General features: G+C 61.3%; 23 protein-coding genes and 2 pseudogenes. 15 read left to right on the top strand and 10 right to left on the bottom strand.

Features of this window, described 5'->3' with window-relative positions:
* Positions 1 to 6: 6 nt before the first annotated feature.
* Positions 7 to 990 carry a lytic transglycosylase domain-containing protein gene (locus CUJ84_RS07905; protein ID WP_199788790.1) on the bottom strand — a complete coding sequence of 328 codons (984 nt, stop codon included), beginning with the start codon at positions 988 to 990 and terminating at the stop codon, positions 7 to 9.
* 196 nt (positions 991 to 1,186) lie between these two features.
* Here CUJ84_RS07905 and CUJ84_RS07900 point away from each other — a divergent pair.
* Positions 1,187 to 1,908, top strand: a pseudogene (locus tag CUJ84_RS07900) (glutathione binding-like protein).
* A 174-nt stretch (positions 1,909 to 2,082) separates the two neighbouring features.
* On the top strand, positions 2,083 to 2,853 hold the full coding sequence (locus CUJ84_RS07895; RefSeq protein WP_105005790.1) for a gamma-glutamyl-gamma-aminobutyrate hydrolase family protein: 771 nt from the start codon (positions 2,083 to 2,085) through the stop codon (positions 2,851 to 2,853).
* A gap of 67 nt (positions 2,854 to 2,920) precedes the next feature.
* Here CUJ84_RS07895 and CUJ84_RS07890 read toward each other — a convergent pair whose 3' ends face one another.
* The 5 genes from CUJ84_RS07890 to CUJ84_RS07865 form a co-directional block, all read right to left on the bottom strand.
* Complete coding sequence (locus tag CUJ84_RS07890; protein WP_003538881.1) at positions 2,921 to 3,580, bottom strand: peroxiredoxin; 660 nt, start codon at positions 3,578 to 3,580, stop codon at positions 2,921 to 2,923.
* Positions 3,581 to 3,872: 292 nt separating this feature from the next.
* Positions 3,873 to 4,871, bottom strand: coding sequence for a TRAP transporter substrate-binding protein (locus tag CUJ84_RS07880; protein WP_105005788.1), 999 nt, complete (start codon positions 4,869 to 4,871; stop codon positions 3,873 to 3,875).
* A 16-nt stretch (positions 4,872 to 4,887) separates the two neighbouring features.
* Entirely contained in the window at positions 4,888 to 6,717 is a 1,830-nt protein-coding gene (locus CUJ84_RS07875; protein ID WP_105005787.1) for a TRAP transporter large permease subunit, read from the bottom strand.
* 24 nt (positions 6,718 to 6,741) lie between these two features.
* Entirely contained in the window at positions 6,742 to 7,872 is a 1,131-nt protein-coding gene (locus CUJ84_RS07870; RefSeq protein ID WP_105005786.1) for an LLM class flavin-dependent oxidoreductase, read from the bottom strand.
* Positions 7,873 to 7,887: 15 nt separating this feature from the next.
* Positions 7,888 to 8,730, bottom strand: coding sequence for an ABC transporter substrate-binding protein (locus tag CUJ84_RS07865; protein WP_105005785.1), 843 nt, complete (start codon positions 8,728 to 8,730; stop codon positions 7,888 to 7,890).
* Between the two features lie 219 nt (positions 8,731 to 8,949).
* On the opposite strand from CUJ84_RS07865, the gene CUJ84_RS07860 reads away from it, so the two are divergent.
* The 8 genes from CUJ84_RS07860 (at position 8,950) to CUJ84_RS07825 (ending at position 19,200) form a co-directional block, all read left to right on the top strand.
* Entirely contained in the window at positions 8,950 to 9,315 is a 366-nt protein-coding gene (locus CUJ84_RS07860; protein ID WP_105005784.1) for an ArsR/SmtB family transcription factor, read from the top strand.
* Positions 9,316 to 9,322: 7 nt separating this feature from the next.
* Positions 9,323 to 9,949 carry a glutathione S-transferase family protein gene (locus CUJ84_RS07855; RefSeq protein ID WP_105005783.1) on the top strand — a complete coding sequence of 209 codons (627 nt, stop codon included), beginning with the start codon at positions 9,323 to 9,325 and terminating at the stop codon, positions 9,947 to 9,949.
* 135 nt (positions 9,950 to 10,084) lie between these two features.
* Complete coding sequence (locus CUJ84_RS07850) at positions 10,085 to 10,672, top strand: ANTAR domain-containing response regulator (protein WP_105005782.1); 588 nt, start codon at positions 10,085 to 10,087, stop codon at positions 10,670 to 10,672.
* 34 nt (positions 10,673 to 10,706) lie between these two features.
* Positions 10,707 to 11,987, top strand: a complete 1,281-nt coding sequence (locus CUJ84_RS07845) for a CmpA/NrtA family ABC transporter substrate-binding protein (protein WP_199788789.1) — start codon at positions 10,707 to 10,709, stop codon at positions 11,985 to 11,987.
* A gap of 478 nt (positions 11,988 to 12,465) precedes the next feature.
* Positions 12,466 to 13,734: an MFS transporter gene (locus CUJ84_RS07840; protein WP_003558770.1), complete on the top strand. Its 1,269-nt coding sequence runs from the start codon at positions 12,466 to 12,468 to the stop codon at positions 13,732 to 13,734.
* Positions 13,735 to 13,751: 17 nt separating this feature from the next.
* Positions 13,752 to 16,202 carry a nitrite reductase large subunit NirB gene (gene nirB, locus CUJ84_RS07835; protein ID WP_003558768.1) on the top strand — a complete coding sequence of 817 codons (2,451 nt, stop codon included), beginning with the start codon at positions 13,752 to 13,754 and terminating at the stop codon, positions 16,200 to 16,202.
* 4 nt (positions 16,203 to 16,206) lie between these two features.
* Positions 16,207 to 16,542 (top strand): nitrite reductase small subunit NirD, encoded by a 336-nt coding sequence (nirD, locus tag CUJ84_RS07830; RefSeq protein ID WP_028732148.1) that lies wholly within the window; start codon positions 16,207 to 16,209, stop codon positions 16,540 to 16,542.
* On the top strand, positions 16,543 to 19,200 hold the full coding sequence (locus CUJ84_RS07825; protein WP_105005780.1) for a nitrate reductase: 2,658 nt from the start codon (positions 16,543 to 16,545) through the stop codon (positions 19,198 to 19,200).
* 37 nt (positions 19,201 to 19,237) lie between these two features.
* Here the strand turns inward: CUJ84_RS07825 and CUJ84_RS07820 are convergent, their stop codons facing one another.
* Positions 19,238 to 19,915, bottom strand: a complete 678-nt coding sequence (locus CUJ84_RS07820; RefSeq protein ID WP_105005779.1) for an HAD family hydrolase — start codon at positions 19,913 to 19,915, stop codon at positions 19,238 to 19,240.
* A 118-nt stretch (positions 19,916 to 20,033) separates the two neighbouring features.
* Positions 20,034 to 20,351: a hypothetical protein gene (locus CUJ84_RS07815; protein ID WP_105005778.1), complete on the bottom strand. Its 318-nt coding sequence runs from the start codon at positions 20,349 to 20,351 to the stop codon at positions 20,034 to 20,036.
* 213 nt (positions 20,352 to 20,564) lie between these two features.
* Here CUJ84_RS07815 and CUJ84_RS07810 point away from each other — a divergent pair, with 213 nt between their 5' ends.
* From CUJ84_RS07810 to CUJ84_RS07800, 3 genes and pseudogenes are all read left to right on the top strand, one after another.
* Positions 20,565 to 20,891, top strand: coding sequence for a hypothetical protein (locus tag CUJ84_RS07810; protein ID WP_018241745.1), 327 nt, complete (start codon positions 20,565 to 20,567; stop codon positions 20,889 to 20,891).
* Positions 20,892 to 21,013: 122 nt separating this feature from the next.
* Positions 21,014 to 21,286 (top strand): annotated as a pseudogene (locus CUJ84_RS07805) (deoxyribodipyrimidine photo-lyase); the annotation flags it as partial.
* A 133-nt stretch (positions 21,287 to 21,419) separates the two neighbouring features.
* Positions 21,420 to 22,679: an SAM-dependent methyltransferase gene (locus CUJ84_RS07800; protein ID WP_105005777.1), complete on the top strand. Its 1,260-nt coding sequence runs from the start codon at positions 21,420 to 21,422 to the stop codon at positions 22,677 to 22,679.
* Here the strand turns inward: CUJ84_RS07800 and CUJ84_RS07795 are convergent, their stop codons facing one another.
* Positions 22,680 to 23,513, bottom strand: a complete 834-nt coding sequence (locus tag CUJ84_RS07795) for an SDR family NAD(P)-dependent oxidoreductase (RefSeq protein ID WP_105005776.1) — start codon at positions 23,511 to 23,513, stop codon at positions 22,680 to 22,682.
* 99 nt (positions 23,514 to 23,612) lie between these two features.
* Entirely contained in the window at positions 23,613 to 24,272 is a 660-nt protein-coding gene (locus tag CUJ84_RS07790; RefSeq protein WP_199788788.1) for a ChrR family anti-sigma-E factor, read from the bottom strand.
* 225 nt (positions 24,273 to 24,497) lie between these two features.
* Here CUJ84_RS07790 and CUJ84_RS07785 point away from each other — a divergent pair, with 225 nt between their 5' ends.
* Positions 24,498 to 25,535: a cysteine synthase A gene (locus CUJ84_RS07785; RefSeq protein WP_105005775.1), complete on the top strand. Its 1,038-nt coding sequence runs from the start codon at positions 24,498 to 24,500 to the stop codon at positions 25,533 to 25,535.
* Between the two features lie 5 nt (positions 25,536 to 25,540).
* Positions 25,541 to 26,278: an alanyl-tRNA editing protein gene (locus CUJ84_RS07780; RefSeq protein ID WP_027684962.1), complete on the top strand. Its 738-nt coding sequence runs from the start codon at positions 25,541 to 25,543 to the stop codon at positions 26,276 to 26,278.
* The last annotated feature ends 2 nt before the right edge of the window (positions 26,279 to 26,280 follow it).

Below are 26,280 nucleotides of genomic sequence, written 5' to 3'. Positions count from 1 at the left end.
GGCCCGCTATCGATTTTTGAAAACAAGGCAGGTGCCGCCGTGTTTGCGGATCTGGTTGCAGAGGTTGTTGGCGTCCATGCGCGTCTGCCGGCCGATGCGGGCAGCATAACGCGGGCGAAAACCAAAGCTGCGATCACGCTGGCGCAGGATCAGCGGCTGCTCCGCATTCAGGGGCGCAGGCAGATCCTGCACAGCATCGAGAAACATGCGCCGAGCGACCGCGACATTCGCATTCGCCGCAAGCTGGACGCCCCAGGGCGCCCATTCGCCCTCCTGACGCCAGGGCGTGTCCTTCAACGTCCGTCTCTCCGCAAGCGCCACGCAGCCGTCGAGGAAGGATTTGTCCTTGTTGAGCGGGGCGGCCGAGTCTACCGGCGGATTATCCTTCCATTCCTCGACCGTATGCGCGGTGATTGCCATCACATAGCTGCGCGTCTCGTAAGGTAATCTGCCTGACGCAAGGTAAGTGGAAAGCCCGTTTTCCCCGGCATTATAGGCGGCGGCGGCAAGGCCGAGATTGCCGAAACGATTGCGCAATTCGTCGAGATACTGCGCCGATTTCCGCAGGGCTTCCAACACCTGGTAGCTGTCTTCGAGACCGCGCAGTTTCGCCGTTCCGGGCATGAATTGCGCAATCCCCAGCGCTCCTTTGAAGCTGACAGCATCTGGGCGAAAGGTGCTTTCCCGCCAGATGAGACGGGCGAAATAATCCGGCGGCAAGTGATTGGCGCTGGCGAAATGCTCGATCGCGACGCAAAGATCGCGGTTGAAACTATCTTTCCGGATGCAGAGCGTCTCACCAGATCCCAACGCCGAAGGTCCCGAATACAAGCAGGCCGGCGGCCCCGCGCTCCCCTCAGGCTGGGCCTTTACTGTGTCCACAGCGGGAAACAGAAGACAGAGCGAAAGCATGGCCTTCGTCGATCTCCTCGCAATGTCGGACTGACGCTTTCGACGTATCATCGGATCTCGGCAGGTTCGAACTTCCATCGCGACGCTGGATTCTAGATACCATCGATGAAGGCGCGACGCTTCCCCCCATTTCCATATCTGCACCCGAATTGGTGCCGGGAACGGTCACAGGTTTCTAATTTCGCCATCGATTTTGGAACAAACATATTCGACCTGCCATGGTCGTAGCGTCATCCTGTTTGCCAGGAAATCCCGAGCAAACGAGGATAAGCAGATGATTGATCTCCACTACTGGCCGACGCCGACGGCAAGAAGGTTTCGATCTTCCTGGAGGAAACGGACACGCCCTACCGGCTGGTGCCGGTCAATATCGGGCGTGGCGACCAGTTCAGGCCTGATTATCTCAGACTCAACCCCAATCACCGCATGCCTGCCATTGTCGATCACGCGCCTGCCGATGGCGGCGGTCCGTTGAGCGTCTTCGAATCCGGCGCGATCCTCTTCTACCTCGCCGAGAAGACCGGAAAATTCTGGCCGCAGGATCTGCGCGGCAAATACGAGGTCACGCAATGGGTGATCTGGCAGATGGCCAACCAGGGGCCGAAACTCGGCGAGGCCGGTCATTTCCGTCGCCTTGGCGATCGCGAAGGCGATCAGTCCTATGCGGTGCGGCGCTTCACCGACGAAGCCAACCGTCTCTACGGCGTTCTCAACATGCGGCTGCGCGACCGGCGCTACCTTGCCGGCGATGAATTCACCATCGCCGACATCGTCAGCTATCCCTGGACCGTCAACTGGCAGGCACAGGGTCAGGACATCGCCGAATTCAAGCATTTCAAGCGATGGTTCGAGGAGGTCGGCGCAAGGCCCGGCGTCCAGCGCGGCCTTGCGGTCGGCGCGGATCTCGGCACCGACAACAGCAAGCTTTCCGAAGAGGAACAGGCGCACATCCGCAAGATCCTCTACAACCAGCGCGCCCTTCCCGTTCCGGATTGAGCATCGGCTGCGATAGCTCTTGCACCGTCATTGCGGCAAAGGATATCCATAGTGACAACCGAGCCAGCAGCCAGCCAAAGGCCGGTTCCCGCTTCGCGGCGTTGCAGATCACCTGCCCGCGGATCCTGACGGTTTGGGCAGCAGCTGGCGTTGCGACTTGGGGTGTGGCCAGCAATGACGAGACCTGTAATCGGCATCATCGGGAACGCCCGCATCGTCGAAAGCCGATTTGCGACCCAGCTTGTCGGAGAAAATAATCTGCGGGCCGTGGCCGATGTTGCCGAAGCCTTGCCGCTGATGTTTGCCGGCAATCCTAAACTGACCGATATCACGGAGCTGCTGGCCATCGTCGATGGCGTTCTACTGACGGGCGCTAGGGCCAATGTCCATCCCAGCCGTTTCAACATGGTGCCGGATACCAGGCATGAGCCATACGACGAGGATCGTGACGATCTGGCCCTGCCGTTGATCGAAGCCTGTGTTGAACGGGGCGTTCCTGTCTTCGGCATATGCCGCGGTTTTCAGGAAATGAACGTCGCGGCCGGCGGCTCGCTGCATCCTGAAATCCGGGAGTTGCCAGGACGCATGAACCACCGGATGCCGCGCCTGGAGACCGGCGAGATCCATCCCGACCCTGCCATCGTTTTCGGCGATCGACACGACGTTCGACTTATAGAGGACGGGATGTTTGCACGCATCCTCGGCCGGGAGACGATCCGGGTGAACTCCCTGCATGGGCAGGGCATCCTCGAACTCGGCGAGAGGGTCGTTGCCGAAGGCATTGCCGAGGACGGGACGATCGAGGCGATACGGTTCAAGGACGCGCCGGGATTTGCGCTCGGTGTGCAATGGCATGCCGAATACGATCCGCAAACCAACCCTGTTAATCGTGCGCTGTTTCAGGCATTCGGCGATGCGGTGAGAGCCCATAAAGCCATCGCTTAGTCTGATCAGTAAAAAGCCGCCGCGAAGTGCTTTCGCGGCGGCTTAGGGAATGGCTTGAAAGCAGTAGTCAGGCCGTCGGCTGCTTGGTCTTCCTGAGATAGGGCAGAACCGTATCGAAGGAGCCGAAACGCGTGATCGCGTCTTCGTTGGAAACCGCGGCGGTGATGATGACGTCCTCGCCCTGGTTCCAGTTCGCTGGTGTCGCCACTTGGTGCTTGGCCGTCAGCTGGATGGAATCGATGGCGCGCAGGATCTCATTGAAATTGCGGCCCGTCGTCATGGGATAGGTCAGGATCAGCTTGATCTTCTTATCGGGACCGATGATGAAGACCGAACGCACGGTCGCGTTGTCGGCAGGCGTGCGGCCTTCCGAGCTCTCGCCGGCGCCGGCCGGCAGCATGTCGTAAAGCTTGGCGACCTTGAGGTCCTTGTCACCGATCAGCGGATATTCAACGTCGAAGCCGGTGGCGGTCTTGATGTCGTTCTTCCACTTGGCATGGCTTTCCACCGGATCGACGGAGATGCCGATGACCTTGGCGCCACGCTTGGAAAATTCTCCGGCAAGGCCAGCCATGGCGCCGAGCTCGGTCGTGCAAACAGGCGTAAAATTCTTCGGATGCGAGAACAGGACGGCCCAGCCGCTGCCGATCCACTCATGGAAGCTGATCGGTCCCTGGGTGGTGTCGGCGGTAAAATCGGGGGCAATATCGTTGATGCGTAAGCTCATGGTCGGCCCTCCAAAGCCTTATGTTCAATGTTGTTTATCTCAAATCGAGGCCATGGGATCCGTCTGCCGGAAGCGGTCGCGAGATTGCGGTCAACAGGATCGCACCGGCCGAAGGTAAAAACTTCCCATTCCAGGATTTTAAGTAAGTTATATACCACGATCACCGAAGGCATGCTCTTTCGATTTCCGGCCTGCTCCGGCATTATTTTTCCGGCAAGTGCGCGCGATGAAGAGACCGATGGGTTTTCCATCGGTCCCGTCAAAAGCTGCGGGAGAACCGCCCGCCCCTCGCCTAGGCGGCCTGGACCGATTTGATCTTGTCGATGCCGCCGACAACAGGCGCGAAATCCGCCCAGACGCCCTGGGCGCCCTTCTGCCATTCCTCGAAGGCTTCCGGCTTCAAGAGCTTTCCGCCGTTGGCAAGCGCCGTCTCGACGGATTTGGATTCGTCGTCGACGATCAGCTGGTTGAAATAGGCAGCCCCTTCGCTGGAAGCCTGCTGGAACACCGCCTTCTGCTCGTCGTTGAGGCCGGCCCAGAAGGTCGAGGCATAATAGATGACGCCGGATGCCCAGATGTGGCCGGTCTCGGTCATATCAGGCACGACCTCATAGAGCTTGAAGCCGGCATAGGCCGACTTGGTCAGGTCCATCGCGTCGGCGACACCGGTTGCGAGCGCATTATAGGTCTCGGTGATCGGAATGCCGATCGGCGTCGTGCCGAATGCGCTCCAGAGCTTGGTGTGCAGCGGGCTCTGGATGACGCGAATGCGCTTGCCCTTGAGCTGCTCCGGCCGCGTCACCGGTTCCTTGGTCAGGAGATGGCGGGCGCCGTAATTGATGAAATCGCCGACGACGAAATTCTGCGCCTGCAGTTTCTGCTTGAGATCGGCGCCAACATCGCCGCCAACGGTCCTGCGGACATGGTCGGCATCGCGAAAGAGGAAAGGCAGATCGAGGATCTGCAGTTCCGGCGCCCAACCGGAGAGCGACGAGACAGTCGAAAGGCTGGCCTGGATGGAGCCGAGGCGCACGCCTTCGGCCACTTCCTTCTCGCCGCCGAGCGCACCGTTCTTGACGATATTGAACTTGAACTGACCGGGAAGCTTCGCTTCGACCAGTTCGCCGATCTTCACCCAGATCTTCGTTTCCGGCTTGTCGTCGCCGAGCAACGAGGCGATCGTGATCGTCGTCGTGCGGGCAGCGGCCGTGCGGACGTAAGCAGGCGCTGCAAGCGCCGTTCCAGCGAAAGCTGCGGTTTTCAGGAAATTGCGTCGGTTGAGATTGTCCATGGGGTTGTCCTGTTTACTAGAAGATGACGGCCCAAGCGCAGAGGATTGCGAGCGAGACCAGGAGGGCGAGCAGATAGGGAACCACCGCCCGAAAGAGCTCTGAGGCGGGAATACGCGTGACGCCGCTGACGACGAAGATCAGCATGCCGAGCGGCGGCGTCAGCCCATGGATCATCAGGTTGACGACAATGATCACGCCGAACTGAATGGGATCGATGCCGGCGGCGACCGCTGCCGGCAGCAGGATCGGGCCGAAGAGCAGGATCGCGGCGCCGATATCGAGAACGAGGCCGACGACCAGCAGGATGACGTTCGACAGCAGGATGACCGCAAGCGCGCTGCCACCGAGCACCGTCGTCAGATGCGAGATCAGTCCGGATACGTCATCGACCGCCAGCAGGAAGGCAAAGGGGCCGGCCGTGCCGATGAGAAGGCCGATCGCTGCCGCCTCGACAGCCGCCTGACGAAAAGCGGCATAAAGTGAAATAATGCCGAGGCGCGCGCCGATGCCGAGCAGCAGTGTGTAGAAAGCGGCAAGCGCTGCCGCCTCCGTGGTGGTGACGATGCCGATGCGGATGCCGACGACGACGATGACGCCGAGCCCGAAGGCTGGGATCGCCTGGACCGCCGATTGCCAGCGCTGTTTCGCATTTGCGCGCGGCAAAGGCACCTGCTCACGCACGGTCAGATGGATGGCGACCGCCAGGCATATGGCCATCAGGCCGCCGGCGAAGAAGCCGCCGACGAGCAGCGAGCCGACGGAAAGATTGGTCGCGGTTGCAAGGATGAGAAATGCGATCGACGGCGGGATGACATTGTCGAGAACCGATGTCGAGGCGATGATGGCCGCCGCCTGCGCCGGCCTGTAGCCGTGTTTGACCAGCTCGGGCTGGAAGGTCGATGCGCCGAAGGCGGCATTTGCGACCGATGAGCCGGAGGCGCCGGAAAAAAGAACGCTGGTGAGCAGTGTCGTCTGCGCCAGCCCGGCCCGGCGATGACCGACCATGGCGGCGGCGAAGCGCACGAGCTGATTGGCGACACCGGAGGCCGTCAGCAGGCCGCCAGCGAGCAGGAAGAAGGGGATGGCGAGCAGCAGGAATTTCGATATGCCGGTGACGGTCGCGGAAACGATCGCCGGCTCGGGCAGGCTGCTGCCCAAGGCGATGACGACATAGGCTGCGGCAAGAAAGGCGTGCGGCAGCGGCGCAGCAAGCACGAGACCGACCGCGGCGATCAACCCCAGGAAGATGCTCGGCGGCCAGTCGAGATCGAGCGAGACATGCGGGATGCCGGCATAGAGCGCGACACCGACGGCAAGCGAGATCACAACCGGCAGGATCTTGCCTTCGGCGATGCGCTGCAGAAGCAGCACGACGAGAATCAGCGCGCCGCCGGCGCCGAGGAAGCCGAAGCGGATCCATTCCGGCACGCCGAGTGTCGGTGAGACGCCGCCGAGCATCGTCATGATCTCGCTGCCGCCGAAGCTCAGAATCAGCGCCGAAAGCACGGTGAAGACATCGGCGCCGATCCGCGTGACCTTCTGCAGGCTTTCCGGCAGCATCTTGACGAAGACGTCGAGGCGCATGGCAAGCGCGCTGTTGAGGCTGAGCGGCGCGCCGAGCGCGATCAGGCCCACATGCAGCCAGATGCCGAGATCCTCGGCACCGATGAAGCCGGCGCTGAAGAAATAGCGCAGGCAGACGGTGACGAGCACCATCAAGAGCAGCACGGCCAGAACGACTGCCGCGGCAATGCCGAGAATCGCCTCGATCACCCGCAGCAGGCGCGCTGCCACCCCGCTGTCCGGAGCGGCCTGTTCGATCGGATGAAATTCACTGGTGGCCACAAAACTTACCTTCTGGCGAGAGGATCAGGCATTCTTGACGGTCGAAAGATCGCGATCGAAGAGCGTCGACCAGGTGTAGTTGCGCGCCTTCGAGACTTCCCTGCTGACATCGAGACGCGGCAGCACCTTTTCGCCGAAACGATAGGCTTCCTCAAGCAGCGGCATGCCAGAAAGAATGAAAGTATCGACACCAGCCTTCTGATAGGCTTCGAGCGTGCGCAGAACCGTATCCGGCGAACCGACGATCGCCGTACCCGGGCCGGGCCTGACCAGGCCGATGCCGGCCCAGAGGTTCGGCGCGACTTCGAGATCGCGCAGATTTTCCGGCTTGAGGCCGCCATGCAGTGCGGTCATGCGCTGCTGGCCGACGGAATCGCTTCTTGCGACGAAACGCTGGTTGGCGGTGATCGCCGCATCGTCCATGCGACCATAGAGGTCGGCCGCCGCCTCCCAGGCCTTCTCGTCGGTGTCGCGAACGATGACATAGAGGCGGATGCCATATTCCAGTTCACGCCCGTATTGGGCAGCCCGTGCCTTCACCGCCTTGACCTTCTCGCCGATCTGGGCGGGCGTCTCGCCCCAGGAGAGATAGGTGTCCACATGTCTTGCCGCGACTTCAAGCGCCTTGTCCGAGGAGCCACCGAACCAGAGTGGCGGCGGTGCGATGCTCTCGCCGACCGGCAAGGCGAGCTTGGCGCCGTCGGTCGAGAAATACTTGCCCTGATGGGTGACGCTCTCGCCGGCAAAGAGCCGGTGCCAGAGCTGCAGATATTCGTCCGCCATGTCATAACGCTCGTCATGCGGCAGCATCATCCCATAGGCGCCGAGCATCTTGGCGTCGCCGGAGACGACATTGATCAGCAGCCGGCCGCGGGCGAATTCCTGAAAGGTCGCCGCCATCTTGGCAAGCAATGTCGGTGCGACGAGGCCGGGATGGATGGCAACCAGAAAACGCAGCCGCTCGGTGTGGGCAAGCAACGCACTCGCCAGCACCCAGACGTCGTGGGCGCCGGTCGCAAACAGCGCGCCGGTGTAGCCCAGATGGTCATAGGCCTGGGCAAGCTGCTTGTAATAGCCGTAGTCGACCTGACGTGAGCCTTCCGGCTGCCAGGGATAGGCGCCGTCGGGCGCGCACATGTACCAGAAAACGTTCATCGCCTGATTCCTTCGTTATCTCGTCGTTTCCGGGCGTTTCAGCACGATGGCCTTGTCGAAATGGCCGTGGCGCAGCAGCGTGTCGGCCTCTTCCTGTTGTTCGGCAATGATCTCGTCGTCGATCGGAAAGACGGTGAAGTCGCGCGAGCGCACCACCTTTTCCCAGGCGTCGATATCCGTTCCGCCGCGGTCGCCAGATGCAAGAAGCCGGGCGGCGGCACGCGGATCGGCCGCAATCTCGTTACCGATCCGGCTGAGTTCGGAGACGATCGCCCGGATCTCCGCGGCCGAGAGGCCGTTCCGCTCCAGTGTCCAGAACAAAGAACGGTTGGGAATGGCCGCGCCGCAGCGGACGATCGGCCTGACGTCATCGCGCTCGAGCGCCTTTTCGAGACGTGGCGACATGGCGACCCAGGCATCGACGCGCCTTTCGAGCAGATCGGCGAGCGAATCGCGCGCGCCGCTTTCGACCCGCTCGACATCGGGCAGGCTCATCCCCTCACCTTCCAGGCTGCGGGCCAGGAGATAGGTGTGAAACGAACCGTCGATCAGCGAGATCCGGCGGCCTTTCAGCTCAGCGACGGAGCCGATCGGACTGTCGCTCTTGACGAAGATGGCACCATTGGCCGGGCGCGGCGCGGAGGCGGCGACATATTCGACGCCGAGGCCGCGGATATCAGCCTCAAGCGGCGGCGTCGAGCCGGTGCCGCCGAGATCGATTTCGCCGCTTTCCAGCAGGGCCGCGGTATCGCGACCTTCGGCATAGGAGACGAATTTCGGCTGCAGATCGACGAAGGCGTCGGGCCAGAGCCGCGCGAGGCGAAGATGCAGATTGTTGGGATGAACACCAATTTTCATTCTGTGCGACCGATGACGTGGCTCATAGCAATCAATTTACTTTTTTATAAATTGATTGCCAGGAAGCGATTGTCCTCAGCAGGAGAAAATCGCCTTTGAAATCCCATAAAATCGATAGGCAATGAAATCTTTTACCAGATCGAGCGAAGTGAGCGAGCCGGAGTTGAAAATTCGGCGCCGTCACTTTACTTTTTTATAGAACCTTCAAGGACGATACCGTTGACGAAGCCCGTTTCCTCAAGAGTCTGCCGCGATGTCGGCTCAGCAAGCGAATTGCTGAAGCTGATCGCCAACGCCAACCGCCTGGCGATCGTCTGCTACCTCATGGAGACGGAAGCTTCGGTCTCTGGGATGGAGGACGAACTCGGTATCCGCCAGCCAACGCTTTCCCAGCAGTTGAGCGAGCTTCGCGAGGCCGGTGTGATCGAAGGACGCCGCGACGGCAAGGCGATCGTCTATCGCGTCATCGATCCGCGCGTCGAGACGATCGTGCAAACTCTGCGGGACATGTTCTCTGGCCTCGACGATGTCACCGGCCGCTTCGGAATGACGAAGCTGCCGGTCGACGAAATGATGTTCGATTGAACCTGGGATGATCGACCTCTATACTTGGATCACGCCGAACGGGCTCAAAGTATCCATCGCGCTCGAAGAGTTTGGCCTTTCCTATCGCTCCCATGCGATCGACATCACCAAGGGAGATCAATTCCGGCAGGACTACCTCGCCATCAAGCCGGGCGGCAAGATTCCTGTTATCGTCGATCACGAGACCGGCATTACGCTTGCCGAATCCGGCGCCATCCTGCTCTACCTCGCCGAAAAGACCGGCCGCTTCCTGCCCCGGCGGGGCGCCGCCCGGCATCACACGATCGAATGGCTGATGTGGCAGATGGGCGGTTTTGGACCGACGCTCGGCCACGCCCACTATTTCCTGACCTATAACAGCGGCAAAGCGCCATTCGCGGAGGATCTCTTTCACAGGGACACCCGCCTATACGAGACGCTGAACGCGCGGCTCGAAGGCCGCGACTATCTCGTCGACGATTATTCCATCGCCGACATGGCGGTCTGGCCTTGGGTTTCTCGGTTTCAGCGTCACAAGATCGACCTGAACGCCTTCCCTAACGTCAGGCAATGGTATCTCAGGCTTGCCGCACGGCCACAGGTCAAGCGCGGTTACGCCATTCCCCATTTCACATCCGAAATACCGCAGCCCTGAAGACCTTGCCGCGACGCTGTATATTGATCCAGCTCGAATTTTCGGCAATTTGATTATTTTTTATGCATATCTATTTTTGCACATTTTTCAGGCGGAGCCTTGCTAAATTTGCTGCACTGCGCCATGAATAGAGCAATGACGCATCTCGATCTGACAATTCTGGTGATCGACGAAAATGCCATTCGCGCCTCCATCATCGAAGAAGGCCTGCGCGAGGCAGGGCATACGCGCGTCACAGTCGTGCATGAGGTCAATGGCATCGCGCGAATCATCGAAACGCTGGTGCCCGATGTGATCATCATCGATATCGAAAATCCCAACCGCGACATGATGGAGCACCTGTTCCAGCTGACGCGTACGGTCAGCCGCCCGATTGCCATGTTCGTCGATCGATCCGACACGGCCTCGATCGAGGCAGCTGTCGATGCCGGCGTCTCGGCCTATATCGTCGACGGATTGAAGAAGGAACGCGTCAAACCGATCCTCGACATGGCCGTCAGCCGCTTCAATGCCTTCAGCCGGCTGCGGCGGGAGCTTGCCGATGCCCGCTCCGCCCTGGAGGAACGCAAGCTCATCGAGCGCGCCAAAGGCATATTGATGAAGATGCGCGGCGTGTCGGAGGAAGAGGCTTTCGCCCTGCTGCGCCAGACAGCGATGAACGAAAAGAAGAAGATGTCGGAAATTGCCCAGAGCGTCGTCACTGCCGCGGGGCTGTTGATGTAATGGCCGACCTGATGAATTTCCGGAGGAAACCGGAGTGGATATGATGACGAAGATCGCCAATTCCGGCGGCGAGCTGCCCTCGCCCGTGCGGGTGAACACCGAAGGACCGAAAGTGCTGCGGGCCGGCTTCATTCCGCTCGTCGATGCATCGGTGCTGATTGCGGCGGCGGAATTCGGCTTCGCGCGGAAGGAAGGGCTGACGCTCGATCTGGTCAAGGACGTCTCCTGGGCGAATGTTCGCGACCGCCTGGCATTTCGCCAGTTCGATATTGCCCACATGCTGTCGCCGATGCCCGTTGCCTCCATGCTTGGTCTCGGCTCCAATCCCTCGCCGACGATCACGCCGTTTTCGCTGGGGCGCGGCGGCAACGCGATCACGCTGTCGACGCGGCTCTTCGACAGGATGCGGGATGACGCAGGATTGCCGGAAACGGCAAGCGCGCTCGACAATGCCTATGCATTGGCAAAAATATTGGCGGCGATGAAGGCCCGCGGCGAGCCGCTGCCGACCTTCGGGGTCACCTACCCCTTCTCCTCGCACAATTACGAATTCCGCTACTGGCTGGCGGCCGGAGGCATCGATCCCGACAAGGATGTCAAGCTCGTCGTCGTGCCGCCGCCCATGACTTCGGATGCGCTGGCAGCCGGTGCGATCGACGGTTTCTGCGTCGGCGCGCCGTGGAACATGGTCGCTTCGGAGCGCGGCGTCGGCCGCATCGTCGCCGCCAAACAGGATATCTGGCCGTCGGCACCGGAAAAGGTGATCGGCATGCGGCCGGACTGGGCGGAAAGCCATCCTGAAACCGTATCCCGGCTGATCGTGGCACTCGACGCGGCAGCCCAGTGGTGCGACCGGCCGGAAAATCACGACGCGCTGGCGGCAGCTCTTGCCGACCCGCGCTATATCGCTGCCCCCGTCGAAATCATTCGCCGTGTGCTCGCCGGCGAATTCAGCCTCGACGCAAAGGGCAACCGCCGCATCATCGCCGATTATTTCATGTTCCATTCCGGCTTCGCCAATTATCCCCGGCCAAGCCATGCTCTTTGGATCTACAGCCAGATGATCCGCTGGGGACAGGCCGAGATCAGCCTTAGCATGGCAAGGGCCGCAGCATCCGCTTACCGCCCGGATCTCTATCGCACGGCTCTCGGTGACGCCAACGCGCCTGAAGATGCCGATATCCGCATCGAAGGCAGTGACGAGGGCGACCGTTTCATGGACGGCCACGTCTTCGACCCGGCGAGGCTGCCGGACTATGTCGCAGGTTTTGCAGTCAAAAGCGCCCTCGCCTTCGTTTGCGACGACGAAGTTTAACCGATGCCGGCCTGCACAAAACGCCAGCAAGTATCTGCCCGCCTCACGACAAGCGCACAAAATATTTGCATGAGCGGGTGGCCGCCCGAAAAACAAGCAGGCGACACATTTCCGAAAATATCATTTGTATTCAGTGGATTGAACGCAGATCACAAAACTGGCACGCAGCTTGCATAATCTTTATTGCGCCGGTCAATGGCGATCAGCGCAGAGTGAGTGATAGACGCTCGCGGAAGATACAGAGACTGCTCTTCAGATTGAAGAGGTAGGTTTTTAGCTTGAGCAATCCGGCCAACGGATTGCTCCCAGGCAAAAGGGCTAGAAGGCCCAAGAATTCGGCGTCCAACGGCGGGCGCCACCAGCAAAGCCGCTGATCAGGATATTTCGCGCACCTCGTGTATGCGCGTCCTGATCAGCGGCTTTTTGTTTTAACCCTCAGCGATGGATCGGCGCGACCTTGTCGGGCCCTGGAGAAGTTATGTCTGTCATCGAGAAAGCACAGCCTATGTCGGCCGGCGAACCAGCCAAAGCATTGTGGATCTCCACTGTAGCCTTCACCCTCTGTTTTGCCGTGTGGACGATCTTCGCGATCATCGGCATTCGCATCAAGCAGGACCTCGGGCTGAACGAGGCCGAGTTCGGATTGCTGGTCGGCACCCCCGTCCTTACCGGCTCGCTCGTGCGCATCGTTCTTGGCATCTGGACGGGGCGCTACGGTGGCCGTCTCGTTTACACGCTCACCATGCTGGCCGCCGCATTGGCGACTTTCCTGCTCTCCTACGCCCAGACTTATACGCAGATGTTGATCGCCGGCCTCGGCGTCGGCCTGGCCGGCGGCTCCTTCGCGGTCGGTGTCGCCTATGTCTCGCCTTTCTTCCCGGCCGAGAAGCAGGGAACCGCGCTTGGCATCTTCGGTGCCGGCAATGTCGGCGCGGCTGTGACCAAATTCGCCGCCCCTTTCGTGCTGCTCGCATGGGGCTGGCAGGCGGTTGCGGAGATCTGGGCCGTCTGTCTGGCACTGATGGCAATCGTCTTCTGGTTCACCACGACCGACGATCCGGCCTACCGTCTCCGCCGCGAACGCCGCGTCGCCACCAAGAGTTTTGCCGAGGAATTCGCGCCGCTGCAGAACGTTCAGGTCTGGCGCTTCTCGCTCTACTATTTCTTCGCCTTCGGAGGCTTCGTCGCCCTGTCGCTGTGGCTGCCGCGCTACCTGGTCGGCGTCTATGGCTTCAACCTGGAAACCGCCGGTATGGTCGCGGCCGCCTACTCCATCCCGGGCAGCATCTTCCGCGCCTTCGGCGGCGTGCTGTCGGACAAGAAGGGGGCGCGCAGCGTGATGTATACGATGCTCGCCGTATCGGCCGTGGCCACCCTTATCCTTTCGCTGCCGGCTGCTTCTGTGGCCGGGACGGGTCCGGCGTTCGGTATCACCCCCGTCATCTTTATCGTCGTCATCTTCGTGCTCGGGTTCTTCATGAGCCTCGGCAAGGCTGCCGTCTATAAGCACATTCCGGCCTACTACCCCGAAAACGTCGGCGCCGTCGGCGGTATCGTCGGGATGATGGGCGGCCTTGGCGGCTTCATCCTTCCGATCGCCTTTGGCCTCCTCAAGGACATGACCGGCCTTTGGTCCAGCTGTTTCCTGCTGCTCTTTGCGATCGTCGTGATCTCTCTCATCTGGATGCACCTGTCCGTCAAGCAACTGTCGCGCCAAGGGCACTCGGCGCCCGTGGCTGCAACCTGATCTAAGGACCTGGAAATATGACCGAAAAACTTGTCATCATCGGCAATGGCATGGCGCCCGGGCGCATGCTGGAGCACCTCTTCGAGCAGGCGCCGGGTCGCTATGAAGTTACGATCTTCAATGCCGAGCCGCGCGTCAATTACGACCGCATCATGCTGTCGCCGGTTCTCTCAGGAGAAAAGGACTACGAGCAGATCATCATTCATGGCGACGGCTGGTATATCAAGCATGGCATCATGCTCTACAAGGGCCACAAGATCGTCAATATCGATCGCGCCGCCAAGACCGTCACCTCCGACCACGGCGTCACCGAAAGCTACGACAAGCTGGTGATCGCAACCGGTTCCGTGCCCTTCATCATTCCCGTTCCCGGCAAGGATCTGCCCGGCGTCATCACCTATCGCGATCTCGACGACGTGCAGGCCATGCTGCTTGCCGCCCAGTCGCGCGAAAAGGCTGTCGTCATCGGCGGTGGTCTGCTTGGCTTGGAAGCAGCGGCCGGCCTTGCCCAGCGCGGCATGGACGTCACCGTGCTGCACGTCATGCCGACGCTGATGGAGCGCCAGCTCGACCCTGCCGCCGGTTACCTGCTGCAGAAGGCGGTCGAGGAACGCGGCATCAAGGTCATCTGCAAGGCCAATACCAAGGCGATCGTCGGCAACGGCAAGGTCGAGGGCATCGAGCTTGACGACGGCCGCATCATCCCGGCAACGCTGGTCGTCATGGCCGTCGGCATTCGTCCGAGTGTCGGCCTGGCGAAGGACGCCGGCATTGCGGTCAATCGCGGCATCGTCGTTGATGCCGGCATGCAGACCTCGGACGGCGATATTCTCGCGCTCGGCGAATGCGCCGAGGTCGGCGGCATGGTCTATGGCCTCGTTGCGCCGCTCTATGAAATGGCCCGTATCGCCGCCGCTCATCTCTCCGGAGATCGCTCGCCCGCCTTCGTTCACGCGGATACGCCGACCAAACTCAAGGTCACCGGCATCGAGCTTTATTCACTCGGCGATTTCGCCGACGGCGACGACCGCGAGGAGATCGTGCTGCGCGATGCTTCAGCCGGCGTCTACAAGCGCCTGGTTCTGAAGGACAATAAGATCATCGGCACCGTGCTTTACGGTGAGACCGCTGATGGTGCCTGGTTCAATGACCTGAAGAAGAAGGCAACCGATATTTCGGAGATGCGCGAGACGCTGATCTTCGGACAGGCCTATCAGGGAGGGTCGCCGCTGGACCCTATGGCGGCCGTTGCAGCCTTGCCGGATGACGCGGAGATCTGTGGCTGCAACGGCGTATGCAAGGGCAAAATCACCTCGACGATTTCGGGCAAAGGGCTGACGTCGCTCGACGACGTGCGCGCCCATACCAAGGCATCCGCTTCGTGCGGCTCCTGCACCGGCCTCGTCGAACAACTCATGGCACTGACGCTCGGCGACAGCTACAACCCGGCTGCGGTCCAGCCGATGTGCACCTGCACCGAACTCGGCCATGACGATGTCCGCCGCCTGATCAAGGCGAAGGGTCTGAAGAGCATCCCTGCCGTCATGCAGGAGCTCGAATGGAAGACTTCCTGCGGCTGCGCCAAATGTCGGCCGGCGCTCAACTATTACCTGGTCTGCGACTGGCCCGACGAATATGCCGATGACTACCAGTCGCGGTTCATCAATGAGCGCGTGCACGCCAACATCCAGAAGGACGGCACCTACTCCGTCGTTCCGCGCATGTGGGGCGGCGTCACCAATGCGAACGAGCTGCGCGCCATCGCCGATGTCGTCGACAAGTTCGAAATCCCGATGGTGAAGGTCACCGGCGGCCAGCGCATCGACTTGCTCGGCATCGAGAAGGAAGACCTGCCCGCCGTCTGGGCCGATCTCGGCAAGGCCGGCTTCGTCTCCGGTCAAGCCTATGCCAAGGGTCTGCGCACGGTGAAGACCTGCGTCGGCTCCGACTGGTGTCGTTTCGGCACGCAGGATTCCACCGGTCTCGGCATCCGCATCGAGAGGTTCATGTGGGGCTCCTGGACGCCGGCCAAGCTGAAGATGGCGGTTTCTGGCTGCCCGCGTAACTGCGCGGAAGCAACCTGCAAGGACATCGGCGTGATCTGCGTGGATTCCGGTTTCGAGATCCACTTCGCCGGAGCGGCCGGTCTCGACATCAAGGGCACCGAGGTCCTTGGGCTTGTCCGGACCGAGGACGAGGCGCTGGAGCATATCGTGGCACTGACGCAGATGTACCGCGAGCAGGCCCGCTATCTCGAGCGCATCTACAAGTGGGCCAAGCGCGTCGGCCTAGAGGAAATCCGCCGCCAGATCATGGGCGATGCCGAAAAGCGCAAGGCCTATTACGAACGCTTCGTCTTCAGCCAAAAATTTGCCCAGGTCGACCCCTGGTCGGAGCGTGTCTCCGGCAAGGACAAGCACGAGTTCAAGCCGATGGCGACGATCGGCTATCCGCAGGCTGCAGAATAAGGAGATGGACATGAACTGGATCGCAATCGGTGACCTCTCCGACATCCCGCTGCGCGGCGCGCGCTGCGTGAAGACGCCGCAGGGCAAGATCGCCGTCTTCCGCACAGCCGAAAACGAGGTCTTCGCCATCGAGGATCACTGCCCGCACAAGGGCGGCCCGCTCTCCCAGGGCATCGTCCACGCCAAGTCGGTCACCTGCCCGCTGCACAACTGGGTGATCTCGCTGGAAACAGGCAAGGCGCTCGGCGCCGACGAAGGCGAGGTCCGAACGATACCGGTGCTGAACGAAGATGGCCGGCTGTTCATCGCCCTGGAAAGCCTGATGATGGCGGCGGAATAGATGGCGGCTGAGGTCAAGACCACCTGTCCCTATTGCGGCGTCGGCTGCGGCGTTGTCGCCACGATCGACGAGGCAGGCGCAGTCAGCGTCAAAGGAGATCCCGAGCATCCGTCGAATTTCGGCCGGCTCTGCTCGAAGGGTTCTGCCCTTGCCGAGACCATCGACCTCGATGGCCGGCTTCTTTATCCCGAGATCGGAGGCGAACGGAGCGACTGGGACGAAGCGCTTGATCTGGTCGGCCGGCGTTTTTCTGAAACGATCGCCGAACACGGGCCGGATTCGGTTGCCTTCTACGTCTCGGGCCAGTTGCTGACCGAAGATTACTACGTCGCCAACAAGCTGATGAAGGGCTTCATCGGTTCCGGTAATATCGACACCAATTCAAGGCTCTGCATGTCCTCTTCCGTGGCGGGGCATCGCCGCGCCTTCGGCGCCGATACGGTGCCCGGGACCTATGAGGATATCGAGCTTGCGGATCTGGTGGTCCTGACCGGATCCAACCTTGCCTGGTGTCATCCCGTCATCTACCAGCGGCTTGCCGCCGCAAAGACGGCGCGGCCAAACATGCGGATCGTCGTCATTGATCCGCGCCGGACGATGACATGCGACATCGCCGACCTGCACCTCGCCATCCGCCCGGACGGCGACGTCGCGCTGTTCATGGGACTGCTTGCCCATCTCGCGACAAGTCCGGCCATCGACCAGAATTATATCGCCGCCCATACCGAAGGTTTCGCCGAGGCTTTTGCGGCGGCCGCCGCGCTTGATATCAACGATCTCCTGGAACGGACCGGCCTGCCGACCATGCAGATCAGGGAGTTCTTCCGCCTGTTCGAGACGACGCCTAAGGTCGTGACCTGCTACAGCCAGGGCGTCAACCAATCCTCCTCCGGCACCGACAAGGTCAATGCAATCCTCAACTGCCACCTGGCGACCGGTCGCATCGGCCGTCCCGGCATGGGACCGTTTTCGCTGACCGGCCAGCCGAACGCCATGGGCGGGCGAGAGGTCGGCGGTCTCGCCAATATGCTTGCCGCCCATATGGCGATCGAGAATGCGGAAGATCGGGATCGCGTTCAGCGCTTCTGGAACTCCCCCGTCATCGCCGCAAAGCCCGGCCTGAAGGCGGTCGACATGTTCCACGCCGTGGCCGACGGGCGCATCAAGGCGCTCTGGATCATGGCGACCAATCCCGTCGTCTCGATGCCGGATGCCGACAGCGTCGAAAGCGCGATCGCCGCCTGTCCCTTCGTCGTCGTGTCGGACATCCTCAAAGAGACGGATACGACCCGGCACGCAGATGTACTTTTGCCCTCGCTCGGCTGGGGCGAGAAGGACGGCACCGTCACCAATTCCGAACGGCGCATTTCAAGGCAACGGCCGTTTCTCGATATCCCCGGCGACGCAAGGGCCGACTGGTGGCAGCTTGCAGAGGTCGGACGCCGCATGGGATTTGCCGCCGCCTTCGATTTTGATGCGCCGGACGCAATCTTTGCAGAACACGCCGCGCTTTCCGCCTTCGAAAATAACGGCAGCCGCGATTTCGACATCGGCGCGCGCGCCGGCATAAGCGGCAGCGCCTATGACGAACTGTCGCCCTTCCAGTGGCCGCAGGCGGCAGGGACAGAACCGAGCATCACCCGCTTCTTCGCCGAGGGCGGTTTCTTTCATCCCGATGGCAAGGCGCGCTTCATCGCGGTCAAACCGCCCGCAACCGATCGCACCAATGCCGCCTACCCCTTCACGCTGAATACCGGACGCATCCGCGACCAGTGGCATACGATGACGCGAACAGGAAAGAGCGCGCGGCTTTCTGCCCATATCGCCGAACCCTTTGCCGAGATCCACCCGCGCGACGCGATCGAGACCGGTATATCAAGCGCAGGCCTCGTCGAGATCGACAGCCCACACGGCAAAGCAATCGTCAGGGCGCTGGTCACCGATCGCCAGGCACGCGGCGGCATCTTTGCGCCGATGCACTGGAACGACCAGTTCGCCGCAAGAGCGCGGATCGACGCCGTGGTCGCACCGATCACCGATCCTGTTTCCGGTCAGCCTGCATCGAAGAACGTTGCCGTCGCCGTCCGGCCGTTCCGCGCCACCCATTACGGTTTCGCCGTCTCGGCGACAAAACCCGCCACGCCTGACGCCGCCTATTGGGCGCTGGCGAAAGCCGCCGGCGGCTGGCGGCTGGAGCTTGCTTTCGGCGAAAACGTCGAAGACTGGACGGCCTGGTGCCGCGCGGTTTTCGCCATTCCGGCAGAGATCGAACCGCTTGGTTATGCCGACCGGCAATCCGGCGACCTCAGGCTCGCCTTCTTCGATGGCGAGGTCCTGCTTGCCGCGCTGTTTCTGGCACGCGAGCCCGTCGCCGTCGCACGCAACTGGGCGATCTCGCAGCTCTCCGCCTCGCATGGCGACCTCAGGAAACGCTTTGCGCTCGTTGCGGGTCGTCCCGGAGCAGGCAGGCCGGATCCGGGCGCAACCGTCTGCTCCTGCTTCAGTGTCGGGGTCAACCAGATCGCTGCTGCCGTGCGCGGCGGATGTCACAGCGTCGAGGCGGTCGGCAAGGAAACGAGCGCTGGAACCAATTGCGGCTCCTGCCGCAGCGAAATCGGCAGGATCATCGATCGCTGTCTTGCCGCAGCCGCGGAGTGAACCGCGTAAAAGCAAGCAGGACGCAGCCGGAGCACTGTCAGCCCGCGTTCGGGACGATCAGCATCCTGTGATCGGGGGAGATGCGGACCAATATCTCGTCATAGGATGAGAGGGTCGGGTGCGGCGTCTCCATCTTGTGGTGATGTGTTGCCGTGATGACCATGACATCGGCACCCGCCGCCTCGCCGGCAGTGATGCCGGCTGCGACATCCTCGAAGACCAGGCAATCCTGGGTGCTGACACCGAGGCGCTCGGCTCCCAGAATATAACATTGCGGGTCGGGTTTTCCGACCTTCACGTCCTCAGCCGTCACCATGAATCTCGGCACCGGCAAGCCTGCTGCCTCCAGTCGCCGGTGAGCAAGGCGCAACGGCGAGGAGGTGACAATCGCCCAGCGATCCGGGGGCAGTGAACTCAGAAAGGTCGCGGCGCCGGGAATGGCAACGACATCGCTGACATCGGCGATTTCGGCCTCGGTCACCAGCTTCGATTCATGTTCGGGATCGACTCCGGGCAGGTTTAGCCGGGTGATCGTGTCAATGCCGCGCGATCCATGCATCTTCGGCAAAAAGGTGGCGACATCGAGCCCATGGCGCCTTGCCCAGTCACTCCATGCACGCTCGGCCGCATGGATCGAATTGAGGATGGTGCCGTCCATATCGAACAGGAAGGCGGCATAGGGCTTCTCGAAGCCGCGGGGCATCGGCATAGACAAAAGGCTGAATCCTTCAGGGAAAGAGTCGAACGGTGGTCGCTATCGCGATGAAACGGCAAATCATTGCGTTTTGCAAGCTTTCGGGAGGATGGCGGTGACGCCTCCCAACCGCCTTCGCCTAGAAGGCCGCAGTACCGGAGGTAACGATCAAGTCGCAGGAAAGCCGGAGGCCAATGGGGTCGTGGCAGAGGTCATCGGCACCATCGGCGAGTTCCAGTGCGGCCGAAGCATCGGCGCGCAGGTAGGCTTGCGTAGTCGGATCGACGCGCATCGGAGCAGCGGTCCAGAGCGAGGGACGGCTGACGTCGATCGCGGAAATTTTAGCCTTGTCATTCCTGACGGCGTAGGAGGCGACCGCCATGCCACTCATCGTCAAGGTGAGTGCAAGTACGATCTGGAGACCGAGATCTGCGGCTTCACGAAAGGAGATGAACATAGCGGCCTCATGCCACGGTTTTTTAGTATCTCCGCATGCAAGTAGGACATGCGCTGGCGCCGATCCAGCGACATCGCCCGTTAAGGTTTACGCATAACCATGCCGGGTATGCCGCGAGGCTTGAATGCAGGTTTTCAGCAAATTTCGGAACAATGATTCCATCAGGCAGTTACCCCTCGGTCATCCAAGATGAAAATCCAAGGAGGATATCCCATGTCCAAATCCCTTATCGCCGCTTCGCTGCTTGCGATCGGCATGGCATCGTCAGCCTTTGCCCAATCGAACCCCGATCCAATCGGGCCGACGAATGGCGGCTCGACTGATCCGAATTCGGGTACCTATTCATCCGATTACACCAACGATGACAACGGCATTCGTCCGGTACCCGTCTCGCCCGTCGATCCGACGACGACACAGAGCATCGGCCAGCCGAGGACGATGGAATGCCCCGGCATGCCGCAACAGATGTCCGGCGTCGACACGCGCGGCGGCCAGAGCGGCGCATCGATCAGCGAAGCCTGCCGCGAATACGACAACTAAGCGACAGACTGCCGCTCTCAAAAAAAGGCCGGTTCACGCCGGCCTTTTTCATGTCGCGAAGGCCACGAAAAGCTTTTTCCGCCGGATGAAACTTTTGATCCGCGCGTTCCGTACATCCCTAGCAGGCTCTCGAAGCCGCCCATCGCTTCGGGGGGCCGATCATCCCGCTCTATATAAGAGAGCCGGAGGCAGCAGACACCGGTCCGCTGGGCGCTGCGCAGGCCTGGTGGCTGCATCATTCGCTGGAAACGCTCGACAGGTCGCTGCGTGAGCGGTAAGGGCGGCTGGTGCTGGCAAGCGGCGAAGCGCTCGAGGTGCTCCGCGCCTTCATCAGGGAGAGCGGTGCCGAGGCCGTCTTGGTCAGGCGTCCTGCGCCCCCGCCTGAAGTCAGCGTCCGCCAAACCCGCCCGCTTGCGGAAGCAGCGGAATGACATTAGCGTTCGATGCAATGGCCGGGGGGCGGCCGCGCGTATCATCAAGGGTGGCTTCGTCCCTAACCGGCAGGAAAATGCTGGAGGAGGAGGAGAAATGAGCAAGGCGCAGGACTGGAATCTGCTGGCTCGTGATGCTGTGACGCTGACGGCCGAAAACATGTCCCGCATGGTGAAGGGTCTGCCCTTCAAGGCAAAGCTGGCGCTGCGCGGACTTCTGCATATGCAGCACGGTTCGCTTGCCGTTACCCTTCCCGACGGCCGCAGGCTGCTGGTCGAGGGCAAGAAGGCCGGGCCAAAGGCGGCGCTCAGCCTCCACAACTGGAACCTTGCCTATCGGGCGCTGACGAGCGGCACGATCGGGGTCGCCGAAACCTATATGGACGGCGATTGGGACAGCCCCGACATCGCCGCCTTCCTCGAACTCTTCCTCGTCAACGGCGAGGCCGCGTTCAGCTATGCGCATGGCAAGGGCGGTCTTGGCCGCCTCTTCGAGCGCGTCCGCCACTGGATGAATGCCAATACCAAAACGGGCTCGAAGCGCAATATTTCCGCCCATTACGATCTCGGCAACGATTTCTACAGGGAATGGCTCGATCCGAGCATGACCTATTCCTCTGCACTCTATTCCACCGGCGCCAACGATCTGCAATCGGCCCAGAACGCCAAATACCGGGCGCTTGCCGAGGCGACCGGCATCGGGCCTGGCGACCATGTGCTGGAGATCGGCTGCGGCTGGGGCGGTTTTGCCGAATTTGCGGCAAGTGAGCTGAACTGCAAGGTGACGGGGCTGACGATCAGCCGTGAGCAGCTCGCCTTTGCCGAGGAGCGCATTCGCAAGGCCGGCCTCGACGACCGCGTGGAATTCCGTTTCCAGGACTACCGCGATGAAGCAGGGCTCTACGACCGGATCGTCTCGATCGAGATGTTCGAAGCGGTCGGCGAGAAATACTGGCCGTCCTATTTCTCCAAGCTCAGGCAATGTCTGAAGCCGGGCGGCAAGGCCGGCCTGCAGATCATCACGATCAAGGACGAGTCCTTCGACCAGTATCGCAGCAACCCTGACTTCATCCAGAAATATGTCTTTCCCGGCGGCATGCTGCCGACGCGCAACCATCTGGCCGAGCTCGCCGGCAAGGTTGACCTGTCACTGGTCAAGGACTTCGGCTTCGGGCTCGACTATGCCCGCACGCTTGCCGAATGGCGCGAGCGTTTCTGGTCGGTCTGGGAACGCATCCGCCCGATGGGCTTCGACGAGCGTTTCAAGCGGCTCTGGGAATTCTATCTGTTCTATTGCGAGGCCGGCTTCCGCGCCCGCAATATCGATGTGCGCCAGGTCGTGTTCTCGCGCCGTTGATCATTCCGCCGCATGCGGCGTCACCGGACGGTGACCAGACAATGGCGGCCGCTCCCGCCAGCCGGTTACGCGGTTCACCAGCGTGAAATAAGCGCCATAAGGGAGCAGGCGCGCGAGCTTCAGCATGGTGGTGAAGCGCTTCGGGAACGTGATCTCGAAGGCCTGCGATTTCAACCCCGCAGCAATCTCCCGGGCGGCCTCCTCGACCGATACCAGGGCCGGCATCGGAAAGGCATTCTTCCTCGTCGCCGGCGTATCGACGAAGCCCGGGCTGACGAGCTGGATGCGGATGCCCATCTTGTCGAGATCGAATTTTAGGCTTTCGGCCATATTGATCAGCGCCGCCTTGGTGGCGCCATAGGCAGCCCCTGTCGGCAAGCCGCCATAGCCGGTGACGGAGGAAACGATGGCGATCTGTCCCTGCCCTTTCGCCTTCATATGGCGGATCGCGGGCAACAGACAGTTGACGACGCCGGAAAGATTGACGGCAAAGCTCTTTTCGAAATCGCTGCGGTTCAGGTCCTCGGCATGAACAGGCAGGCAGACGCCGGCATTGAGGATCGCCATCGCGAGTGTCCCGTGCTCATATTCGATGGAGGCCATGACATGTTCCATGTCCTCGGCATCGGTGACGTCGCCGTCGAGAACGACAATGCCGCCGGAAAGGCCGCTGGCTTCGGTCTGCAGTTCCACCAGCTTTTCGTGACTTCTGGCGGTGACGGCGACCTTGTATCCTTCGGCGGCGAGCTTTAACGCCAGCGCCCGGCCGATGCCTGAACTCGCGCCCGAAATCCAGACGATTCCATGTTCGGGATGGGCAATGAAATCACGCATGACATGTTCCTCCGGGCCGCCTGATCAACACGAAAACAGGTCCGGAAGTTTCTCTGCTCCTCCCGGATTTAGGGCTCTATCACACCATTGTGGCTGCTTTCAGCCGATCAGGTCGCCGATCATCTGACGAAAGGATCCGGTGAGCTTGATCGGCCCGTCCGAAACGGCAAAGGCGATGCAAGGTCTGTCCTTTTCGGCGACCGGCCGGTGGTCGACCGTCTCGTCGGCAATGGAAATGTCGCCGGGACCGAAACGGCCGCGTTCATCGTTGAAGGCGCCGTCGAGGATGAGGATCAGTTCCATGCCTTTATGGGTGTGCGCCGGCAAGGCGCGGCCCGGCCGAATCCACATCAGGCTGACCTCGCAGCCGTCCATGTCGAGCGAATATTCCCTGAAACCGGGCAACCGCCGGCGCCAGGGCACATCCTCGGCCTCGAAGCCCAAGAGCGCGCGCAACGCTTGAGGAAACAGCGCATTTTCCGGCCGCGCGGCCGTCTGCGGCGCCGGGACGGGAGACGCAGAGGAAAAGATCGCCGCAAGCCGCCCGTCGCGATCGGCAATGGCGACTTCACGCGCGTTTTCCAGAGCTTCGCCTGCCAGCAGCTCGAGGCTGTTCACCAGGCTGCGATTATCCGGTTTCATTTCGAGATGAGACTGCACCAGCACACGCGCCGGCTCGGGCAAGGAGCCGGCAACATAATGCGCCATCAATGCATCGATCGTGTCGATCTGCTCGTGAACCATGTCGGTTTTGGTCACGCCCTGTTGCCGCGCTCCGTTTTCGCTTTGTCGTCATCCGTACGGGGAAAGTCAATCTTCGGATCACCCCTTACACCGCTGGATTGCGGGCATGCGTCATTTCGGGGGAGGAAAGCCAAATTTTATCGCGTCCGACAGAGGTGTGGAATAGCTTTTCTTGCCAACTCAGCCTTGTGAAGGGAAAAGACCGTTCCTAAAGTAAGAGTTCGAATAGAGGCAGATTCCATGACCTTCCACCCCTCCGTCCTTGAAGCCATCGGCAACACGCCCCTGATCAAACTCAAGGGTGCCTCAGAGGTGACCGGATGCACCATTCTCGGCAAGGCGGAGTTCCTGAACCCCGGCCAGTCGGTGAAGGATCGCGCCGCGCTCTACATCATCCGCGACGCAGAGCGGAAGGGATTGCTTCGTCCGGGCGGCGTCATCGTCGAGGGTACGGCCGGCAATACCGGCATCGGACTGACGCTGGTCGCCAAGGCGCTCGGATATCGCACCGTCATCGTCATCCCGGAAACGCAGAGCCAGGAAAAGAAAGACGCGCTGAAGCTGCTCGGCGCCGAACTCGTCGAAGTGCCCGCCGTTGCCTACAAGAACCCGAACAATTACGTGAAGGTGTCCGGGCGGCTCGCCGAGCAACTGGCAAAGACCGAGCCGAACGGAGCGATCTGGGCAAACCAGTTCGACAACGTCGCCAACCGTCAGGCGCATATCGAAACGACCGCCAAGGAAATCTGGAAAGACACCGACGGTAAGGTCGACGGCTTCATCTGCTCGGTCGGCTCCGGTGGCACGCTGGCAGGCGTGGCGGCCGGCCTCAAGGCTTTCAAGTCTGACGTCAAGATCGGCATCGCCGATCCCGACGGCGCCGCGCTCTATGAATTCTACCAGAACGGCGCGCTGAAATCCGAGGGATCCTCGATCACCGAGGGCATCGGCCAGGGTCGTATCACCGCCAATCTCGAAGGCTTCACGCCCGATTTCGCCTATCGGATTTCCGATGCCGAAGCGCTTCCCTATCTCTTCGACCTTGTCGAGAACGAGGGCCTCTGCCTCGGCGGTTCGACAGCGATCAACATTGCCGGCGCTGTCAATCTCGCCCGGGATCTTGGACCTGGTCACACGGTGGTGACCATCCTCTGCGATTACGGCAACCGCTATCAGTCTAAGCTCTTCAACCCGGATTTCCTCACCTCGAAGGGGCTGCCCGTTCCGGGCTGGATGGCCAAGTCACCCGAGATCCACGTTCCCTACGAACCCGTGTGAGACCCATGCCCGTCAATGCCCTCTATCGTGACGACTTCTATCTCTCGACGTGCGAGGCGGTCGTCACCGCCATTCACGAAGACGGGGGCATCGAACTGGACCAGACCTGCTTCTATGCGACATCAGGTGGCCAGCCTGGTGACACCGGCCAGCTCGAACGTGCGGACGGGACCAAGATCGCGCTCGGTCAGACGAAGCATGGTCCAAGCAAAGATGTCATCATCCATGTGCCGCTCGAAAACGAGCCGCGGCCTGCGGTCGGCGAGACGCTGGTGTTGCATGTCGACTGGCCGCGCCGTTACAGGCTGATGCGCATGCACACGGCCTGCCACCTGCTTTCCGTCGTCTGCTCCTATCCGATCACCGGGGCTGCCGTCGGCGAGGAGGAGAGCCGCGTCGACTTCGACATGGCCGAAACGATCGACAAGGACGAGGTGACGACCAAACTGATGGAACTGGTCGAGCAGAACCATCCGGTCTATCTGCAATGGATCACCGACGAGGAGCTTACGGCCAATCCCGACATCGTCAAATCGAAGAACGTGCGCCCGCCGATGGGGCTCGGGCGCGTCAGCCTCGTCTGCATCGGCGACAACTCCTCGATTGACAGCCAACCCTGCGGCGGCACACATGTCTCCGAGACTCAGGAAGTCGGCCGCATCCATATCGCCAAAATCGAGAAGAAGGGCAAAGAGAACCGGCGCTTCCGCATCCGCTTCGGCACGCCCAGCGACGAAGCCTGACC

Source organism: Rhizobium leguminosarum, assembly GCF_002953715.1.
Lineage (GTDB): Bacteria > Pseudomonadota > Alphaproteobacteria > Rhizobiales > Rhizobiaceae > Rhizobium > Rhizobium leguminosarum_V.
This window is presented reverse-complemented; position numbering and strand designations above follow the sequence as displayed.

What these genes read in the sequence shown, in the direction of transcription:
- CUJ84_RS07870 (WP_105005786.1), bottom strand. Translation starts at nt 7,872, where the DNA reads ATGAACGTTTTCTGGTACATGTGCGCGCCCGACGGCGCCTATCCCTGG.
- CUJ84_RS07780 (WP_027684962.1), top strand. Translation starts at nt 25,541, where the DNA reads ATGCCCGTCAATGCCCTCTATCGTGACGACTTCTATCTCTCGACGTGC.
- CUJ84_RS07785 (WP_105005775.1), top strand. Translation starts at nt 24,498, where the DNA reads ATGACCTTCCACCCCTCCGTCCTTGAAGCCATCGGCAACACGCCCCTG.
- CUJ84_RS07810 (WP_018241745.1), top strand. Translation starts at nt 20,565, where the DNA reads ATGTCCAAATCCCTTATCGCCGCTTCGCTGCTTGCGATCGGCATGGCA.
- CUJ84_RS07800 (WP_105005777.1), top strand. Translation starts at nt 21,420, where the DNA reads ATGAGCAAGGCGCAGGACTGGAATCTGCTGGCTCGTGATGCTGTGACG.
- CUJ84_RS07795 (WP_105005776.1), bottom strand. Translation starts at nt 23,513, where the DNA reads ATGCGTGATTTCATTGCCCATCCCGAACATGGAATCGTCTGGATTTCG.
- nirB (WP_003558768.1), top strand. Translation starts at nt 13,752, where the DNA reads ATGACCGAAAAACTTGTCATCATCGGCAATGGCATGGCGCCCGGGCGC.
- CUJ84_RS07895 (WP_105005790.1), top strand. Translation starts at nt 2,083, where the DNA reads ATGACGAGACCTGTAATCGGCATCATCGGGAACGCCCGCATCGTCGAA.
- CUJ84_RS07865 (WP_105005785.1), bottom strand. Translation starts at nt 8,730, where the DNA reads ATGAAAATTGGTGTTCATCCCAACAATCTGCATCTTCGCCTCGCGCGG.
- CUJ84_RS07850 (WP_105005782.1), top strand. Translation starts at nt 10,085, where the DNA reads ATGACGCATCTCGATCTGACAATTCTGGTGATCGACGAAAATGCCATT.
- nirD (WP_028732148.1), top strand. Translation starts at nt 16,207, where the DNA reads ATGGACATGAACTGGATCGCAATCGGTGACCTCTCCGACATCCCGCTG.
- CUJ84_RS07880 (WP_105005788.1), bottom strand. Translation starts at nt 4,871, where the DNA reads ATGGACAATCTCAACCGACGCAATTTCCTGAAAACCGCAGCTTTCGCT.
- CUJ84_RS07825 (WP_105005780.1), top strand. Translation starts at nt 16,543, where the DNA reads ATGGCGGCTGAGGTCAAGACCACCTGTCCCTATTGCGGCGTCGGCTGC.
- CUJ84_RS07840 (WP_003558770.1), top strand. Translation starts at nt 12,466, where the DNA reads ATGTCTGTCATCGAGAAAGCACAGCCTATGTCGGCCGGCGAACCAGCC.
- CUJ84_RS07855 (WP_105005783.1), top strand. Translation starts at nt 9,323, where the DNA reads ATGATCGACCTCTATACTTGGATCACGCCGAACGGGCTCAAAGTATCC.
- CUJ84_RS07905 (WP_199788790.1), bottom strand. Translation starts at nt 990, where the DNA reads ATGGAAGTTCGAACCTGCCGAGATCCGATGATACGTCGAAAGCGTCAG.
- CUJ84_RS07890 (WP_003538881.1), bottom strand. Translation starts at nt 3,580, where the DNA reads ATGAGCTTACGCATCAACGATATTGCCCCCGATTTTACCGCCGACACC.
- CUJ84_RS07815 (WP_105005778.1), bottom strand. Translation starts at nt 20,351, where the DNA reads ATGTTCATCTCCTTTCGTGAAGCCGCAGATCTCGGTCTCCAGATCGTA.